Genomic DNA, 17402 nt, shown 5'->3' with positions numbered 1-17402 from the left:
GAGCTTCCATGAAACACGCCCGTATCCAGTTTGAAGGCGAAGTGCACCTCGCCCATGTCGAAGACCACAACGCCGTGCGCCTGGCCGATGGCCGCCTGCTGGCCGAACATCAAGTGCAATGGCTGCCACCGGCCACAGGCAGCATGTTTGCCCTGGGCCTGAACTATGCCGATCACGCCGCCGAGCTGGCGTTCACGCCGCCGACCGAGCCGCTGGCCTTCATTAAATCTCCAGGCACTTACACCGGTCACAACCAAGTGACATGGCGCCCGGACAACGTCGCCTACATGCACTACGAGTGCGAGCTGGTGGCCGTCATTGGCAAGCCCGCGCGCAACGTCAAGCGCGAAGACGCCCTGGACTACGTGGCGGGCTACACGGTGTGCAACGACTACGCGATTCGCGACTACCTGGAAAACTACTACCGCCCCAACCTGCGGGTGAAAAACCGCGACGCCACCACGCCTGTCGGCCCGTGGATCGTCGATGTGGCCGATGTGCCGGACCCGAGCAACCTGACCCTGCGCACGTGGATCAACGGTGAACTGCGCCAGGAAGGCAGTACCAGAGACATGATTTTCGACATCCCCTACCTGATCGAATACCTGTCCAGCTTCATGACCTTGCAGCCCGGCGACATGATCGCCACCGGCACGCCGGAAGGCCTGGCCGACGTGGTGCCCGGTGATGAAGTGATCGTGGAAGTCGAAGGCGTCGGCCGCCTGGTCAATCGAATTGTCAGCGAAGCGGCGTTCTTCAACGCCCGTAAAGAGGCTTGAGCAGCATGATCAAACATTGGATCAACGGCCGTGAGGTCGAAAGTAAAGACGTGTTCGTCAACTACAACCCAGCCACCGGTGAAGCCATCGGCGAAGTCGCCAGCGGCGGTGCCGAGGAAGTCGCGCAAGCTGTGGCCGCCGCCAAGGAAGCCTTTCCCAAATGGGCTGGCACACCGGCCAAAGAGCGTGCGCGCTTGATGCGCAAGCTGGGCGAACTGATCGAACAGAACGTGCCGCACCTGGCCGAACTGGAAACCCTCGACACCGGCCTGCCGATTCACCAGACCAAAAACGTGCTGATCCCCCGCGCCTCGCACAACTTCGATTTCTTCGCCGAAGTCTGCACCCGCATGGACGGGCACAGCTACCCGGTCGATGACCAGATGCTCAATTACACCCTGTACCAGCCAGTGGGTGTGTGCGCGCTGGTCTCGCCGTGGAACGTGCCGTTCATGACGGCTACCTGGAAGACCGCGCCGTGCCTGGCGCTGGGTAATACTGCCGTGCTGAAAATGTCTGAATTGTCGCCATTGACCGCTAACGAACTGGGGCGCCTGGCCGTCGAAGCCGGCATCCCCAACGGCGTCTTGAACGTGATCCAAGGCTATGGCGCAACGGCGGGTGATGCGTTGGTGCGTCACCCGGACGTGCGCGCGATTTCCTTCACCGGCGGCACCGCCACCGGCAAGAAAATCATGCAGACCGCCGGCCTGAAAAAGTACTCCATGGAACTGGGCGGCAAGTCGCCGGTGCTGATCTTTGAAGATGCCGACCTGGAACGCGCCCTCGATGCCGCCCTGTTCACGATCTTCTCCCTCAATGGCGAGCGCTGCACCGCCGGCAGCCGCATCTTTATCCAGGAAAGCGTCTATCCGCAGTTCGTCGCCGAGTTTGCTTCGCGCGCCAAACGCTTGATCGTCGGCGACCCGCAAGACCCGAAAACCCAGGTCGGCTCGATGATCACTCAGGCCCACTACGACAAGGTTACCGGCTACATCAAGATCGGCCTCGAAGAAGGCGCCACCCTCCTCGCCGGCGGCCTCGAACGTCCGGCCAACTTGCCGGCGCACTTGAGCAAAGGCCAGTTCATCCAACCGACGGTGTTCGCTGACGTGAACAACAACATGCGTATTGCCCAGGAAGAAATCTTCGGCCCGGTGGTGTGCCTCATTCCCTTCAAGGACGAAGCCGAGGCCCTCAAACTGGCCAACGAAACCGACTATGGCCTGGCGTCGTACATCTGGACCCAGGACATCGGCAAGGCGCATCGTCTGGCCTATGGCATCGAAGCCGGGATGGTGTTCATCAACAGCCAGAACGTGCGCGACCTGCGTCAGCCGTTCGGCGGCGTGAAAGGCTCCGGCACCGGCCGTGAAGGCGGCCAGTACAGCTTCGAAGTGTTCGCCGAGATCAAGAATGTGTGCATCTCGATGGGCAGCCATCACATTCCACGCTGGGGCATTTGAGTCACACCAGCCCCCTAAGACAACAACAATAATTTCAGGAGAATCATCATGGGCGAAGTCGTCCTGGCGGCGAAAATCTGCCACGTTCCCTCGATGTATTTATCGGAGCTGCCCGGCAAGCACCATGGCTGCCGTGAAGCAGCGATTGCCGGTCACAAAGAGATCGGCCGCCGCGCCCGCGAACTGGGCGCCGATACCGCCGTAGTGTTTGACGTGCACTGGCTGGTCAACAGCGCCTATCACGTCAACAGCGGTGAGCACTTCAAGGGCACCTACACCAGTAACGAGCTGCCGCACTTCATCAAGAACATGGACTACGAATACCCAGGCTGCCCGGAACTTGGCGAGTTGATCGCCGCCGAGGCCAATGCGGCCGACGTGCGTACCCTGGCCCACAACATCCCCAGCCTGGAGCTGGAATACGGCACCCTGGTACCGATGCGCTACATGCACATGGGCGTACCGGACTCGCAGAAATTCAATGTGGTATCGATTGCCGCCTGGTGTGCCTGGCATCGCCTGCAAGACAGCTTCACGTTCGGCGCCGCCGTGCGCCGGGCCATCGAGAAGAGCGACCGCAAAGTCGTGGTGCTGGCTTCCGGCTCACTGTCGCACCGGTTCTCCGACGACCGTAATGCCGAAGCCAATATCCATAACTGGACGCGCGAGTTCGACAAACAGGTCGACCTGCATGTGGTGGAGCTCTGGCGCCAAGGCCGCTGGAAAGAGTTCTGCGCGATGCTTCCGGACTACGCCGAACACTGCTTCGGCGAAGGCAAGATGCACGACACCGCGATGCTTCTCGGGTTACTCGGCGGGCCGGATTACGACAAGCCTGCCGAAATCATCACCGCCCCGTTCGGCAGCTCCGGCACCGGGCAGATCAACGCCATTTTCCCCGTTTGACCGTATGGCCGCACGGTGTCCCCGCGCGGTCTGAAGGAGCCGTCCATGCCCCACTTCATCGCTGAATACACCGACAACATCGAGCAGCAGGCGGATTTGCCTGGCCTGTTTGAAAAAGTCCATGCCACCCTGGGCGACAGCGGTGTGTTCCCGCTGGGCGGCATCCGCAGCCGTGGCGTGCGCCTGGATACCTGGCGCATGGCCGACGGCAAGCACGACTACGCCTTCGTGCACATGACGCTCAAGGTCGGCCATGGCCGCGACCTGGCGACCCGTCAGCAAGTCGCCGAACACCTCTTCGAGGTGATCACCGCGCACTTTGCCGAGCTTCAGGCCCAACGCCTGCTGGCCCTGTCGTTTGAAATGATCGAGCTGCACGAGCAGCTCAACTTCAAGCAGAACAACGTGCACGCCTTCCTCAAGGCCCAGCTGGGCTAGCACGCCCTGCCCGTTCACTCCATCGGCCTTCTCAGACAAAAAGTATAAAACCATGAGCACAGCCAATATCGCCGACAGCCTCGGCAGCGTCGCCCGCGACCGCACCCACAGCACCATCACCTGGCGGCTGATGCCGCTGTTGTTGATCTGCTACCTCTTTGCCCACCTCGACCGCATCAACATCGGCTTCGCCAAGATGCAAATGAGCGCCGACCTGAATTTCAGCGACACGGTCTACGGCTTCGGCGCCGGTCTGTTCTTTGTCGCTTACGCGCTGTTCGGCGTACCGAGCAACATGGCCCTGGACCGTGTGGGTCCCAGGCGCTGGATCGCCACGTTGATGGTGGTGTGGGGCGCGCTGTCGACCTGCATGTTCATGGTCGACAGCGCCACGGGCTTCTATGTGCTGCGCTTTTTGCTCGGAGTGGCCGAGGCGGGTTTCTTCCCAGGCATCCTGGTGTTCCTCAACCGTTGGTACCCGGCTGGTCGGCGTGCGCAAGTCACCGCCTTATTTGCGATTGCGGTGCCCATGGCCGGGGTGATTGGAGGGCCACTGTCGGGCGGCATTCTTGAGCACTTCCATGACCTGGGCAGCCTGCGCGGCTGGCAGTGGATGTTTGTCATCGAGGGCGCGCCGGTCATCCTGCTCGGGCTGGTGGTGCTCAAGTGCCTGCCGGACAGTTTCGAGACCGTTACCTGGCTGACGCCCGCGCAGAAGCAACAACTGCGCGAACAACTGACGAAGGAAGAACAGCGCAAATCGATCACCTCGTTCTCCGCGATTCTGCGTAACCCGCAAGTCTGGCTGTTGGTGGCGGTGTATTTCGCGGTGATGCTGGCGGTCAACACCCTGGCGTTCTGGATGCCAACACTGATCCACGGCGCCGGGGTCGGCAGCGACGGCAAGGTCGGACTGCTCAGTGCAGTGCCGTATCTGGCGGGTTGCTTTTTCATGATCGGCTGCGGGCGTTCGTCGGATCGCCAGCGTGAACGCCGCTGGCACCTGTGCGTGCCGTTGCTGATGGCGGCTGCCGGTATTGCCATCGCCGGGCTCGCTCCAGCCAACCCGACCCTGGTGCTGAGCGGCCTGATCCTCGCCGGCATGGGCGCCAGCGCGGCATTGCCGATGTTCTGGCAGTTACCTCCGGCGTTTCTCTCCAACACCACTCAGGCCGCCGGCATCGCCTTGATCAGTTCCTTCGGCAGCATCGCGTCTTTCTTTGCGCCCTATCTGATTGGCTGGATGCGCGACACCACCCACAGCGCCAGCCTGGCCCTTTACGCCCTGGCGCTGCTTATTGCACTCGGTGGCCTGCTGGTGCTGCGCACCCAGGCCGCCATCGTCAACCCTCACTGAGAGACCCTTGTCATGCTTGATCAACAGCTCATCCAGCAAGCCGCCGCCCGTCTTGACCAGGCCGAAAGGTCACGGGAACAGGTGCGCCAGTTTTCCCTGGAGCACCCGACGATCACGATCGAAGACGCCTACGCCATCCAGCGCGCCTGGGTCGCCCAAAAGATCAAGGACGGGCGCAAGCTGGTCGGCCACAAGATCGGCCTGACCTCCCGCGCCATGCAAGTGTCGTCCAACATCACCGAGCCGGATTACGGCGCGCTGCTCGATGACATGTTCTTCGATGAAGGCACCGACATCCCCTTCGAGCGCTTTATCGTGCCGAGGGTCGAGGTGGAGTTGGCGTTCATCCTGGGCAAACCGCTTAAAGGCCCGAATGTGACGGTGTTCGATGTGCTGGACGCCACCGAGTGGGTGATCCCGGCGCTGGAGATCATCGACGCGCGTATCCAACAGGTCGACCCGCACACCAACGCCACCCGCAAGGTGTTTGACACCATCTCCGACAATGCCGCCAACGCGGGCGTGGTCATGGGCGGACGCGCCGTGCGCCCCACTGAAATCGACCTGCGCAAAGTGCCGGCAGTGCTCTACCGCAATGGCGTGATCGAAGAATCCGGCGTATCGGCCGCCGTGCTCAATCACCCGGCCAAGGGCGTGGCCTGGCTCGCCAATAAACTCGCCGCGTATGACGTGACCCTGCAACCTGGGCAAATCATCCTCGGCGGTTCCTTCACTCGGCCGGTGGCGGCCAACCCTGGCGATACCTTTCATGTCGACTACGACATGCTTGGCTCGATTGCCTGCCGCTTCGTTTAACAGGAGATCGCTCGATGGACATGCCTATCAACACCTTCAAGCAACGCCTGCACAGCGGTGAGGCCCAGATCGGCCTGTGGTTGGGTTTATCCGATGCCTATTGCGCAGAACTGGCCGCCAACGCCGGGTTTGACTGGCTGCTGATCGACGGCGAACACGCGCCCAACGACCTGCGCGGCATGCTCGGCCAGCTCCAGGCCGTGGCGCCCTACCCCAGCCACCCGGTGATCCGCCCGGTCATCGGTGACACCGCGCTGATCAAACAAGTGCTCGATATCGGCGTACAAACCTTGCTGGTGCCCATGGTGGAAAGCGCAGCGCAGGCACGGGAACTGGTCAAGGCGATCCACTACCCGCCCAACGGCGTGCGCGGCGTCGGCAGCGCGCTGGCACGGGCGTCGCGCTGGAACAGCATCCCCGATTACCTCGACAAAGCCGACGAGCAGATGTGCTTGCTGGTGCAGATCGAAAGCCGTGAAGGCCTGGCCAACCTGGATGCGATTGCGGCGGTAGAGGGCGTGGATGGTGTGTTTATCGGCCCGGCGGACCTGAGCGCCTCGATGGGTTTTCGCGGCAACCCCGGCCATCCTGACGTGCAGGCGGCGATTGAACACGCCATCGCCCGTATCCGCAGTGCTGGCAAGGCCGCCGGCATCCTCAGCGCCGACCAGGCCTTGGCGCGGCGTTACATCGAACTGGGCGCGGCGTTCGTCGCAGTGGGCGTCGACACCACCGTGCTGATGCGCGGATTGCAAAGCCTCGCGGCGGCCTTCAAAGATGCACCGGCGCCCACAAGCACTGCCGGTGCTATCTACTGACGCTGCGGTATTCGCGTTTGCTTTGGCTTTGCCGGCAAACACGCTGGCCGAACGCAGGCTTGAATCCGTGGGCAACCCGGCAGGACGCCGGGTTAGCCCTATCAACGCTTGAGCGTCTTCAGCTCATTGAGCAACGCCAGCAACGTCTGCAACTTCTCCTCACCAAAGCCCGCCTGCAAGCGCTGATAATTCGCCTCCATGCACTGACTCATCGAGGCAAAACACGCCTGACCTTTGTCGGCCAACCGCACCAGCACACGCCGTTGGTCCTGCTGCGCCTTGCGCCGCTCAACCATGCCCGCGGCCTCCATACGAACCAGCACACCGGTCATGCTCGGTTTGAGGATGCACGCAAGCTCCGCCAGACGATTAATCTCCAGCTCATCGTGCTGGCTCAGGATGCGAATGACCCGCCATTGCTGCTCGGTCAAACCGTGTTGGTTAAGCGAAGGACGAAAAAACCCCATGGCGGCTTCACGCGCTTGGAGCAAAGTAAGGGTCAGGGATTGGCGCGGTTTGGGCATGGGTGCAGGCGTCGCAATTAGTTAACAGATTAACAACATTCTAGCACCCGCGACTGATCACCGTGTGCCGCTTTACCGCCTTGCCGGCTCCAGGGTGGACAGTGGCAGCCAGGGTCAAGACCGACGGCACACAGAATCAAGACACCTACCGCTCGGAAGGCAGTTAATAGACCCCAACAGGCACAGAGCTTCTTGTCGGCTCTGCAGTGAGTTCCCTTTCACTTTTCCAGGCTGCGCCATGATCAATATCGAAACGCCGACCTACTACTCGGCAACCAAAAAATACAACCTCAGTTTCCCAACCCTCGAACAGGACGTGGAAGCGGATGTGGTAGTGATTGGCGGCGGTTTCTCCGGCATCAACACCGCGCTGGAACTCGCTGAAAAAGGCATCACCAATATTGTGGTGCTGGAAGCGCGCTACCTGGGCTTTGGTGGCACGGGTCGCAACGGCGGGCAGATCATGGCGGGGGGCGGCCATGACTTGGAGAAGATCAAGCAACAAGTAGGCGACGAAGGCCTGCGCCAGATTTTTGAAATCAGCGAACTGGGCGCCGGGATCATCAAGGACCGCATCGCCAAATATTCGATTGACGCCGACTTCTGCCACGGCTACGGCTATATGGGCTTCAACGCCCGCCAGGAAAAAACCCTGCGCGCCTGGGAGAAAGACTTCAAGTCGATCAATACCAAAGACGAAATCCGCTTTATGGCAGGGTCCGAGGTCAAGCAGATCATCGGGTCCGACGCCTATACCAGCGCGCTGCTGCACATGGGCGGCGGCCACGTGCATTCGCTCAACCTGCTGCTGGGCGAAGCCAAGGCACTGGCCGGCCATGGCGTGCGCATCTTCGAACACAGCCCGGCCCTGGACGTCAGTTATGGCGAGCGCATCACCGTGCGCACCGGCCGCGGCTCGGTCAAGGCGTCCAAGTTGCTGTGGGCCTGCGACAGTTTCCTCAACAAGCTCGAACCCGAACTGCACAAGACGACCGTTAACACCTACGCCTTTCAGTTGATGACCGAACCGTTGTCGGACGAGATGATCCATCGCATCAGCCCGATACGCGGCGCCTACAGCGATATTCGGCCGGTGATCGACTACTACCGCGTCACCAATGAAAACCGCCTGCTGTTCGGTGCCGCCACGCCGTTTGTCGAGCACATCCCGCAGGACCTCAAGGCCTGGAACCGCAACCTGATGCTGAAGATTTTCCCGTACCTCAAGGACGTGAAGATCGACCTGGCGTGGGGCGGGCCGATGGCGACCGGGGCCAACCTGTTTCCGCAGATCGGCACCCTCAATGGTCGCCCCAACGCCTTCTATGTGCAGGGTTACGCCGGCTTTGGCGTCACGCCCAGCCACATCATCTGCAAGGTCCTGGCCGAAGGCATGAGCGAGGGTTCATCGCGCTATGACCTGATCAGCTCGGTCAAGCATGCGCAGATCCTGGGCAAGGACCATATCCGCCCACTGCTGCTGACCGCCGGTAAAAGCCTTCATCAACTGTCGGGTTACTTCAACGGTCGCCGTTGATGCCCACCGTTTCATTCTCAGGAGAACTGCCATGCCCGTTACGACGCTCAAGAAAGACATCCAATTATCGGACCTCGATGCCTGGGGCACCGTCGCCGACCTTGGTTCCGAGATCCTCGAAGGTGAAGTCAACGCCTTCGGCAAAATGACCTTTGGCGCACCGACCGACCCGGTCTGCAGTGCCTATTTCGGCACCACCCAAGGCAAGTTCCGCATGGTCTATCCGTTTGCCGAACAGGCCACCGTGGTCACCGGCGAAGTGGTATTGACCGATGAAAGCACCGGCCAGAGCAGCCGTTACAAAGCCGGCGACAGCTGGTTCGTGACCAAGGGCACGCCGGTGCTGTGGGAGATTGAGAGCGAGAGCTTTGTGAAGCACTATTTCGCGGTTGTTTGATGGTTCTGCCTGCCGGCTTCGGTCGGCAGCATTTTCTCCGGCGCAGGTGACCGACCATGCACGCCATCCCCGCTCAGGAAGTCGCCGGCCATTGCCTGCAGGCTTTCACCCAGCTCGTCCCCGCCAGCCAGGCCGCGTTTTATTGTGTCGACCGCCAACTCCAAGCCCGCGATTTCCAACTGCAAGGCATGAGTGGCGAGATGCACCGCGACTACCTGGACAACTACCGGCAATTCGACCCGTTGCAGCCGCGCAATTGCCTGTCCACCGGGCTGGCCGTGGTGCCGCTGGGTTTGGCCATGGCCCGCCAACCCCAGCGTGACAGCCGCCGCTATCGCGACTTCCTGCAGCGCTACGGTGTAATCGATGTGGTGGAGATCGTTGCCCATCGCGCCGACCAACCCCAGGCGGCCATCTCGTTACTGCGCACTGCCGAACAAGGCGCCTTCACCCCCGACCAATTGGCGCAGCTCACTGCCTTGCAGGCCCTGCTGCAAATGGCAGTGGCCAATATGCAGCCCTGTGAGGATGCATTCGCCGCCTTCACGCCCAAGGAGCGCCAGATCGCGTGGTTATTGCGTCAAGGCGCGAGCAACAAGCAACTGGCCCTGGAACTGGACGTGGGCCTGCCCACCATCAAGACCCACCTGATCCACCTGTTCCGCAAGGCGGGCGTGAGCAGCCGCACCGAACTGGTGGCGGCGCTGTTTCTGTAGCGGGCTCAACCCTTCGGTTGATAGGCGCGCGCCCTGCTCCACCTCATGCTCCGGGTTGTCCATTCAACCCACCGGAGCCATGCAATGACCACCCCATCCGACTGGATCACCGTAGGCGCCCTCGCCGACGGTTTCGCCCCCGCAGCGTTCATCCTGCCCAACCTCGCCGACCTCAACGGCAAAACCTTCACCCTGCACTTTGCCAACGGCTGGCAGATCGAGCATCGCTTTGAAGCCGACGCGCTGCACTGGCACGCCGCCGACGGCCACTCCAGCGGTTCGGCCGCGTACCGCGCTACATCGGTGCGACCGGGGCTGTACCTGGTCGATTTCATCAAACACGAAGCCGGCCAGGCGTGGTCGATCAGCCTGGTGCTGGACACCGCCACGTCGTCGTTCACCGCCGTGATCGGCCGAATGCCGCGCCGCGAGCACACCGAAGAAGGCCTCTACAGCCGCGCCCTGGCCGGCAAAGCGTTGACCTCGGTTGAGGTGGATTTCCTGCACGGCAGCCTGGACCAACCCTGGCAACCCGGCCATTGCCCCCACGCGCCGACCCAGGAGCTGATCGGCTTGCGCAACCTGTACCGCTACAGCCCGAGCGAAGTCTACGAGCACATCTACCTGAACGATCAGTTCTACGCCTGGCAATGCATCAAGGGCGTGGAGCAAGGCCTGTGCGATACCGACCGCTGCCACTACTACAAGATCGCCGACCAGTTGTACCTGTTTGTCTGGCGCGAAAAGATCATCCCGACCTTGGGCCTGGTATTGATCGACCTGCAACAGCACCGCAGCGACGGCAAGATCTTCGGTTATGCCGACGCGTCCTTTGCTGAGCTGTCGAACTTTCCGGTCAGTTCCTACTGCCAGGTACTCAACCGCACGGAGTATCCCGATGCCTGATCCACGCACCGTCGTCATCACGGGCGCCGGCACCGGCATCGGCGCCGCCTGCGCCAGGATGTACGCCGCCGAAGGGGCCAATCTAGTCTTGATCGGCCGGCGTCGCGAGCTGTTGGAGCAGGTGGCGGCCCAAACCGGTGGCCTGATCCTGGTCGGCGATGCGGCCTGCCCGGACACCTGGAAAGGCTTTATCGCGCAGATTCGCGCGCGCCATGGCCGCCTTGATGTATTGCTGGCGTGTGCCGGTGGGCATGGCGTGGGCAGTGCCAGCCAAACCAGCCCGGCCAGTTGGGAAGCCGCGTTGCGCAGTAACCTGGACAGCGCGTTTTATAGCGCCCGGGCTTGCCTGCCGCTGCTGATCGAAAGCGCCGGCAATATCGTGCTGCTCGGCTCCATCGCCTCCCTGGCCGCCGGGCCTGAAGTGTGCGGCTACACCACCGCCAAGCATGCGCTGCTCGGGCTTAACCGCTCGCTGGCACGGGACTACGGGCCGCGTGGGGTGCGGGTGAACGCGGTGTGCCCCGGCTGGGTCACCACGCCGATGGCCGATCAGGAAATGCAGCCCTTGATGGAGGCTTACGGCGACACGTTGCAGCAAGCCTATGTCCGCGTATGCGCCGACGTACCGTTGCGCCGCCCCGCCAGCGCCGACGAAATCGCCAAGGTGTGCCGCTTCCTCGCCAGCCCTGACGCCTCAATCATCACCGGCGCAAGCGTGGTCGCCGACGGCGGTTCGAGCATCGTGGATGTGCCGACGCTGGCCTATGCCCATATGGAGAACGCCCATGCCTGAAGATTTAAATTTCAGCGGAAAAACCGTGCTGGTCACCGGCGGCGCCCAAGGCATCGGCCAGGCCATTGTCGAGGCGTTTGCCTGGCGCGGCGCGCGCGTGATGATCGCCGACCTGCGCCTGGCGCAAGCCCAAGCGCTGGCCGAAGCGCTGCGCGTGCGAGGCTGTCAGGTCGAAGCCATGGAACTTGATCTGGCTGACGCCGCTGCCGTGTTCGACGGTATCAGGACCATAGACCTGGACTGGGGCCGCCTGGATGTCCTGGTGCACAACGCCGGCTATTTCCCGCTGACACCCTTCGCGCAGATCACCCCCGCCGTCCTGGAACGCACCCTGGCGGTCAACCTCTGCGCATTGTTCTGGCTGACCCAGGCCGCCTTGCCCATGTTTCAGCGCCAGGGCGGTGGCTGTGTGTTGGTCACGTCATCGGTCACCGGGCCACGGGTTGCCTATCCGGGCCTCAGTCACTACGCGGCGTCCAAAGCCGGGGTCAACGGTTTTATCCGCAACACAGCGCTGGAGTTGGCCTGCGACGGAGTGCGGGTCAATGGCGTCGAGCCAGGGATGATCGCCACGCCGGCCATGGGCAATCTGGGCGACGAACAAGTCAACGCCGACATCGCCAGCCGCGTTCCTCTGGGACGACTCGGCGCCCCGGAAGATATTGCCGCAGCCATGTTGTTTCTGGCGTCTGACCTGGCCGCCTACATCACTGGCCAGACCCTCGTGGTGGATGGCGGATCGACGTTACCTGAGGTGAAATAGCCTCTGGGTATCTGTAAACCGAATCAACTGTGGGAGGGGCTTGCCCCCCCTCCCACAGTTGATCTAGCGCTCGGCCCTTTCGAGCATCGACAGTGAGTCACCGAACACCCGCGACAACGCCGCTAGCCGTTTGACGTACCCCTGAGCCGTCGAATAAATCAACTCTACATGCAAGCTGTCGACAATCCCCAGATAGGCATCACAAAACACCTCAAGCGCCTCGGGCTCTACCCGGCTGTACCGACTCCGCGCTGCATGCTGAAAACCCTCGCGTATGCAGGCCAGATACCCCTCGAATCCCGCCGTAATCACGCTGCGAATCCGCGCCGGCGGAAAGTACGCCGTACGCAACAGAAAGCGCAGATGCGCAGAGCCTTCATAGCGGCCGATCAAGCGCTCAAGGTGCAAATAACCCGGCATCCCCGTGTAACCGACCTCGTCCTGAAAGCAACCAACGATAGAGTGGTGTTCATGATCCAGGGCAATCTGGAAGACCGTCTGAAACAACGCATCCTTGCTCACAAAGTGCGCATACAACGACGCCTTGCGCATACCCGCTCCCACCGCGATATCGTTCAGCGACGAGGCGTCATACCCATGATCGGCAAAGTGTTCGACCGCCACCGCACAAATGTTACTGGCCGACAGGCTGAGCGCTTTCATTGATCGATGGACAACCTACGCCGCACCGACCGCTTGCTGCAGATGGGTCGAACGAAAGTCCTTGGGCGACAGCTCGAATTGCTTCTTGAACGAGCGACTGAAGTGAGCCGAATCGGTGAAGCCCCACTTATAGGCAATCGAGGTGATCGACTCACTCTTGAGGAACGGGTTGGTCAGGTCATCCGCGCTACGCTTGAGCCGCGCCCGCTGGATGTAGCGGCAGACGCTGTCGTCCTGTTCTTCAAACAGGCGGTACAAGTGTCGCACCGAGATGTTCAGCCGATTGGCCAGGCCCACGGGGCTCAGGCCCGGCTGGGTCAGGGACTCATCAATAACTTTCTGCACATAGCTGCGCAGGTTGCTGCCGTGCAACGAGGCGGTGCTGTCACCTTGGGTGTCATGCGCGTCAAACGCCGAGCCCAGCAAGGAGACAAAGGCCGCCTGCAGTGCCTGCGCCTCTTCCTCTGAATCCTGGCCTTCCAGCCCTTCCCTGCACAGTTGGTCCATCAACACATGGAGCATCCGCCCACAGGCTTTACTCGACGAGATCTTGCCGAAGGTTTTCGAGGCGTTGCCCAGCTGTTTGCACACTGCGTTGCGCGAAAGAGACAGGGATGCATGTTCAATCAGGCCGAAGGGGCTGATCTCGATTGAACCGGTGGAATCCATCAGCAGCATGTCACCGGGGGCCAACTGGATGACCTCGTCGTTCTGGGTGATCTGGCAATAGCCGCTGCGCTGGCTGACGAGGAAGCAATGCTGGTCCATGTCGTGATCGGCGTTGGGCCGTGGGCGCTTGATCAGGCCGGCATTGGTCCGCAGGGAGGCCAGTGAGAGGCAACCACGGGAGAGCGTGGAGACTTCACCGATGAACAGCGAACGGTTGAAGGCCAGTTCAGTGTCGAAATGGCCACAGGCCGCTCGCAAATCCTGAGTCCAGGTGTCCAATCCAGTGTGCGCAGATTGATAGGTGCTCATGGCAACTCCACAGTGGCTTCTTGTTTTTGTTGGCCAATAGTTAACATGTTATCTATATAGGCGCAACAAGTACGTAGTACCGACTGTGGAAGCAGTATTGATGCCAAGTCGCCAAAAATCAGAGCGCGCCCAGCACCCGGTGTAACCCCGCAAGAACATCGAACAAAGCCCCTCGCTGCGCGCCGCTCAAGGCGATGTAGCGACGAAACGCGGGCATGCGGTTGACCACTTCGCTGCCGCCCATATGTTCAAGCCGAACGTGCCACTGCTGGCCGTCCAGTGCGATGCACAGGCGCTTGAAGTCCAGCGCCATCAACGCTTGATGCAGGGCTTGATCCTGCGTCAACGCAGACTCAAGCCTGGGCAGCAAGTTCGGCGTACCAGCGCGTTGCCGACACGCCAGCCCCGTGCGCCGAATCGACCCGCGGTGGTGCAGCTCGAAGCGTGCATTGCCCTGCTCTGAGGCGGGCACGTTGACCATGAATTCGGTCATGACCAAGTGCATCAGCAACTGCGATTCGGTGCGCTCGCCAACCGCCACCTGCACGTCGCTATCGCCCAAACCGAACACTGCGCTTGTCGGCCCAGTCGAGGTAAAACTCGCCAGGCCAAGGTTGCGTCGCAGGTACTCAAGCGTGACGCCGGGACGATAACCGGCCGGGGCACGTTTGGCACTGAACAGCTCAGACAGCTTTTGCAGCATGCTCGATATACCCAGGGTGAGGGTTGCCAGGCTCATGGGAAAACTCCTTGGCCAGCACGTCTTCTACCGACGCGGGCTTGAATGGATTGACCTTCTGCACCGCCAGTGTCCAGAACAGCGCATAGCTCGCGGTGATCCCAAGCATCACGCCAAACGGCACATAAATGTCGGCGGGGTTCATGCCCGGTGGGGTGATGAACCACATGCCCAGCAAGATGCCGACGCTGGACAGGATCTGCGGCAACGGGAAAAACGGCGAGCGATAGGCCCGTGGCAGATCAGGGCGACGAATCCGCAGGATCACCACCGACAGCGTCACCAGCAGGTAGGAGAAACTCCACGCACACACCGCCGCCAGCACCAGGTGCATGATGTTATCGGTGTTGCCACCCAGCCACAGGGCATACAGGCACGGGATCAGCATCGCCACGAGGATGCACAGCAGCGGCGTCTTGAAGCGCGGGTGCAAGTAGGTGAACACCTTGGGCAACGCACCGTCCACCGCCATGCCATAGAGAATCCGCGGCACACCGGCCATTAACGTGTTGATGGTGGCGGCACCCGCGAACAGAAAACCGATCCCCAGCCACAGCGGGCCTACCTGGCCCATGACCTGCTCGGCAAACTTGGGAATCGCCATCGGCGTGTCGAGCAGGTGCACGCCCGACGCGGCGTCCAGCAGCACGTTTTCGACCTGGCGCTTCATCGCCGCGCCATAGATAAACATGCAGGTTGCCACGCTCAGCAATCCAAGAATCATCGCCTTGGGCATGACCTTGGCCGAATTGCGCAAATCCGGGGCCAACGGTGTAACGAACTCGCAACCGACGAACATGAACATGGCCATGCCCACCAGCGACAGAATGGTGATCAGGTCAGTGCCCACCAGCGACACACCAAACCAGCCCTCCAGCTGCACCGCCGGTGCGGCGATCAGGCCCATCACGCCAAACACCATCAACGTGGTCCACATGCCGAAGGTCAGGATGATCTCGGCCCGGCCAAAGGCACTGACGCCGAAAGCATTGAGAATGCCGAACACCACCACGAACCCGACCCCCAGCAACCAGGAGCCGCCGGCCGACTCCGCCAGGGTATTGAGGTGCTCGAAGTTCACCAGGGCCATGACCCCGGACAGAATGGTCTCGGCCGTGCCCGCGAACACGTGCACGATCAGGTACGCCGACAAAGTGCCGGTAATCGCGAAGAATCGACCCATGCCGCAATTGATGTAGTCGTAGACCGAACCGGTGGTCGGCAGGATCGAAGCCGCCTCGGCAAAGGTAGTCGCCTGGGCCAGCATCATTACCACTGCGATCAGCATGGCCACCGCAAAGGCGCTGCCGCCGATCCCGAAACCCATGGTCGCGGTAAGAATCACCGGGCTGGCCATGATCAGGCCAATGGTGCTGGCCAGCGCGGTTGGAAAGCCGACGCTGCCTCGTTTCAAATGCTGCGTGAGCCGGTCATTGATCGACATGGTGCGGATCCTCGAAAGCGGATTTCTTAGTGGATGCATCGAGCCCTACAGGGAGCCGGCGATAACGCCCTCCCCAACCAGTCCCTGATCAAAACGGCATCGAGCGAAATCACTGTGCGCCCATGACCTATCGAGCGTCTTGCCCATGTCTGCCGTCACTTTTGTTGCTGCCTGCCACGGGCAAAGTAAACAGATAACTCAAATTGATCAGGTGTAACACCCATAAAATGCGGGAGGGGGCTTGCCCCCGATAGCGGTGGATCAGCCATCACATCAGTGACTGACACACTGTCATCGGGGGCAAGCCCCCTCCCACATCTGACCGACTGCGTCTGCCCGCTCGGTGAACGGCTCACCACCTATAGCGCCAGGCCTGCAACATTTCAGATCGGCTTACACTCACCCGCCCATCAGCATTGGCTGATCAACTGCTTAAGTACGGCCTTGAACGTTTCGACCTGAGCTTGGCTGAACTCGGCAAACACCTTTTCCTGCTGCTCCCGTGCAATCGCCCACAGATCTTCGGTTTGCTCGACACCGGCAGCGGTCAGATGCACGCCCTGCTCATCATCATCCACCAACCCCTTGCGCTTGAGGTTGGCCACCGCGTCGTCGATCTCCCGCACCGGCATCGCGACTTCCCGCAGCAGGTCGCCGGGGCTCAGGCGGGCGTCGTTCTCCAGCACCATCAACATCCGCGCCTCGTTGGTGCGCAGGCCGGTGGACAGCTGTCGGGGTTGGTAGCTGGATTGGTAGGCGCGCACCGCCTGGGTCATCAAGTAGTAGAGGTTGTGGCGCAGGCGCCCTTGGAAATGGCTGCTCGGCGGCTGGCTTTCGTCACGCTTGGTCATGCGGGTATGGGGCAAGACCATGGAATAGGCGCCCTGATGGTAGAGCAGCGGCGCACGGCCAAAATCGTCGAAGGCCACCACCTTGCCGATCATGATCCAGTGATCGCCGCCGTCCACTTGTTGGTAGTTCTCGCAGTGAAAGCGCGCCGCACAGTCGGCAAACACTGGCGCGCCACCCTCTCCCGGTTCGTATTCGATCTCAGCGAAGCGATCGTCCTTGGGCCGCGCAAAATTGTTCGACAGGTCGATCTGGTCCGCCGCCAGCACGTTGACGGCGAAATGGCTGGCCTGCTCGAACACCTCATGGCTGTTGGAGCGTTTGTCGATGCTCCACAGCACCAGCGGTGGGTCAAGGGACACCGAATTAAAGCTGTTGGCGGTAACGCCCACCTTGCGACCGGAGGCGTCAGCGGCGGTGACCACGGTGACGCCCGTGGCGAAGTTGCCCAGGGCGCGGCGAAAGGCCCGTGGATCGAAGGTCGATTCAGACATGCAAGACTCCCGGACTGCG

The 17402-nt window shown here is 61.4% G+C and carries 19 protein-coding genes; 13 read left to right on the top strand and 6 right to left on the bottom strand.

Annotated elements, in window-relative coordinates; all coding sequences use genetic code 11:
• Positions 1–8: 8 nt before the first annotated feature.
• From AOA61_RS19070 to hpaI, 7 genes are read left to right on the top strand one after another with little or no spacing between them, the layout of a single operon-like run.
• On the top strand, positions 9–779 hold the full coding sequence (locus tag AOA61_RS19070) for a fumarylacetoacetate hydrolase family protein (protein WP_095184845.1): 771 nt from the start codon (positions 9–11) through the stop codon (positions 777–779).
• A gap of 5 nt (positions 780–784) precedes the next feature.
• Positions 785–2245 carry a 5-carboxymethyl-2-hydroxymuconate semialdehyde dehydrogenase gene (gene hpaE / locus AOA61_RS19065; RefSeq protein WP_099602415.1) on the top strand — a complete coding sequence of 487 codons (1461 nt, stop codon included), beginning with the start codon at positions 785–787 and terminating at the stop codon, positions 2243–2245.
• 48 nt (positions 2246–2293) lie between these two features.
• Positions 2294–3151, top strand: a complete 858-nt coding sequence (hpaD, locus tag AOA61_RS19060) for a 3,4-dihydroxyphenylacetate 2,3-dioxygenase (RefSeq protein ID WP_099602414.1) — start codon at positions 2294–2296, stop codon at positions 3149–3151.
• Positions 3152–3196: 45 nt separating this feature from the next.
• On the top strand, positions 3197–3589 hold the full coding sequence (locus AOA61_RS19055) for a 5-carboxymethyl-2-hydroxymuconate Delta-isomerase (protein WP_099602413.1): 393 nt from the start codon (positions 3197–3199) through the stop codon (positions 3587–3589).
• A 52-nt stretch (positions 3590–3641) separates the two neighbouring features.
• Complete coding sequence (locus tag AOA61_RS19050; RefSeq protein WP_099602412.1) at positions 3642–4946, top strand: MFS transporter; 1305 nt, start codon at positions 3642–3644, stop codon at positions 4944–4946.
• Positions 4947–4958: 12 nt separating this feature from the next.
• Positions 4959–5762: a 2-oxo-hept-4-ene-1,7-dioate hydratase gene (gene hpaH, locus AOA61_RS19045; protein ID WP_032891384.1), complete on the top strand. Its 804-nt coding sequence runs from the start codon at positions 4959–4961 to the stop codon at positions 5760–5762.
• A gap of 14 nt (positions 5763–5776) precedes the next feature.
• Positions 5777–6580: a 4-hydroxy-2-oxoheptanedioate aldolase gene (hpaI, locus tag AOA61_RS19040; RefSeq protein WP_099602411.1), complete on the top strand. Its 804-nt coding sequence runs from the start codon at positions 5777–5779 to the stop codon at positions 6578–6580.
• 101 nt (positions 6581–6681) lie between these two features.
• Here the strand turns inward: hpaI and hpaR are convergent, their stop codons facing one another.
• Complete coding sequence (gene hpaR / locus AOA61_RS19035) at positions 6682–7104, bottom strand: homoprotocatechuate degradation operon regulator HpaR (protein ID WP_032891381.1); 423 nt, start codon at positions 7102–7104, stop codon at positions 6682–6684.
• Between the two features lie 238 nt (positions 7105–7342).
• Between hpaR and AOA61_RS19030 the strand changes: the two genes are divergently transcribed.
• From AOA61_RS19030 to AOA61_RS19005, 6 genes are all read left to right on the top strand, one after another.
• Positions 7343–8641 carry an FAD-binding oxidoreductase gene (locus AOA61_RS19030; RefSeq protein WP_099602410.1) on the top strand — a complete coding sequence of 433 codons (1299 nt, stop codon included), beginning with the start codon at positions 7343–7345 and terminating at the stop codon, positions 8639–8641.
• Positions 8642–8672: 31 nt separating this feature from the next.
• On the top strand, positions 8673–9038 hold the full coding sequence (locus AOA61_RS19025) for a cupin domain-containing protein (RefSeq protein WP_099602409.1): 366 nt from the start codon (positions 8673–8675) through the stop codon (positions 9036–9038).
• A gap of 56 nt (positions 9039–9094) precedes the next feature.
• A complete protein-coding gene (locus AOA61_RS19020) occupies positions 9095–9754 on the top strand; it encodes a LuxR C-terminal-related transcriptional regulator (RefSeq protein WP_032891377.1) in 660 nt (219 codons plus the stop codon).
• An 84-nt stretch (positions 9755–9838) separates the two neighbouring features.
• Complete coding sequence (locus AOA61_RS19015) at positions 9839–10660, top strand: molybdenum cofactor biosynthesis F family protein (protein ID WP_099602408.1); 822 nt, start codon at positions 9839–9841, stop codon at positions 10658–10660.
• A complete protein-coding gene (locus AOA61_RS19010; RefSeq protein ID WP_099602407.1) occupies positions 10653–11453 on the top strand; it encodes an SDR family NAD(P)-dependent oxidoreductase in 801 nt (266 codons plus the stop codon). Before AOA61_RS19015 ends, AOA61_RS19010 begins: the two co-directional genes overlap by 8 nt.
• A complete protein-coding gene (locus AOA61_RS19005; protein ID WP_099602406.1) occupies positions 11446–12216 on the top strand; it encodes an SDR family oxidoreductase in 771 nt (256 codons plus the stop codon). Before AOA61_RS19010 ends, AOA61_RS19005 begins: the two co-directional genes overlap by 8 nt.
• Positions 12217–12279: 63 nt before the next feature.
• Here AOA61_RS19005 and AOA61_RS19000 read toward each other — a convergent pair whose 3' ends face one another.
• The 5 genes from AOA61_RS19000 to AOA61_RS18980 all read right to left on the bottom strand — a co-directional run bounded on the left by AOA61_RS19000 (position 12280) and on the right by AOA61_RS18980 (position 17383).
• Entirely contained in the window at positions 12280–12879 is a 600-nt protein-coding gene (locus AOA61_RS19000; RefSeq protein ID WP_099602405.1) for a TetR/AcrR family transcriptional regulator, read from the bottom strand.
• A gap of 15 nt (positions 12880–12894) precedes the next feature.
• Positions 12895–13857, bottom strand: a complete 963-nt coding sequence (feaR, locus tag AOA61_RS18995) for a transcriptional regulator FeaR (protein WP_099602404.1) — start codon at positions 13855–13857, stop codon at positions 12895–12897.
• Positions 13858–13975: 118 nt separating this feature from the next.
• A complete protein-coding gene (locus AOA61_RS18990; RefSeq protein ID WP_099602629.1) occupies positions 13976–14560 on the bottom strand; it encodes a DUF3156 family protein in 585 nt (194 codons plus the stop codon).
• Positions 14541–16040, bottom strand: a complete 1500-nt coding sequence (locus AOA61_RS18985; RefSeq protein WP_099602403.1) for an APC family permease — start codon at positions 16038–16040, stop codon at positions 14541–14543. The genes AOA61_RS18990 and AOA61_RS18985 overlap by 20 nt, the downstream gene beginning before the upstream one ends.
• Positions 16041–16450: 410 nt before the next feature.
• A complete protein-coding gene (locus tag AOA61_RS18980) occupies positions 16451–17383 on the bottom strand; it encodes a p-hydroxyphenylacetate 3-hydroxylase reductase component (RefSeq protein WP_032891366.1) in 933 nt (310 codons plus the stop codon).
• Positions 17384–17402: the final 19 nt, after the last annotated feature.

This window comes from Pseudomonas sp. 2995-1, from assembly GCF_002742505.1.
In the GTDB taxonomy this organism is placed as follows: Bacteria; Pseudomonadota; Gammaproteobacteria; order Pseudomonadales; family Pseudomonadaceae; genus Aquipseudomonas; species Aquipseudomonas sivasensis.
This window is presented reverse-complemented; position numbering and strand designations above follow the sequence as displayed.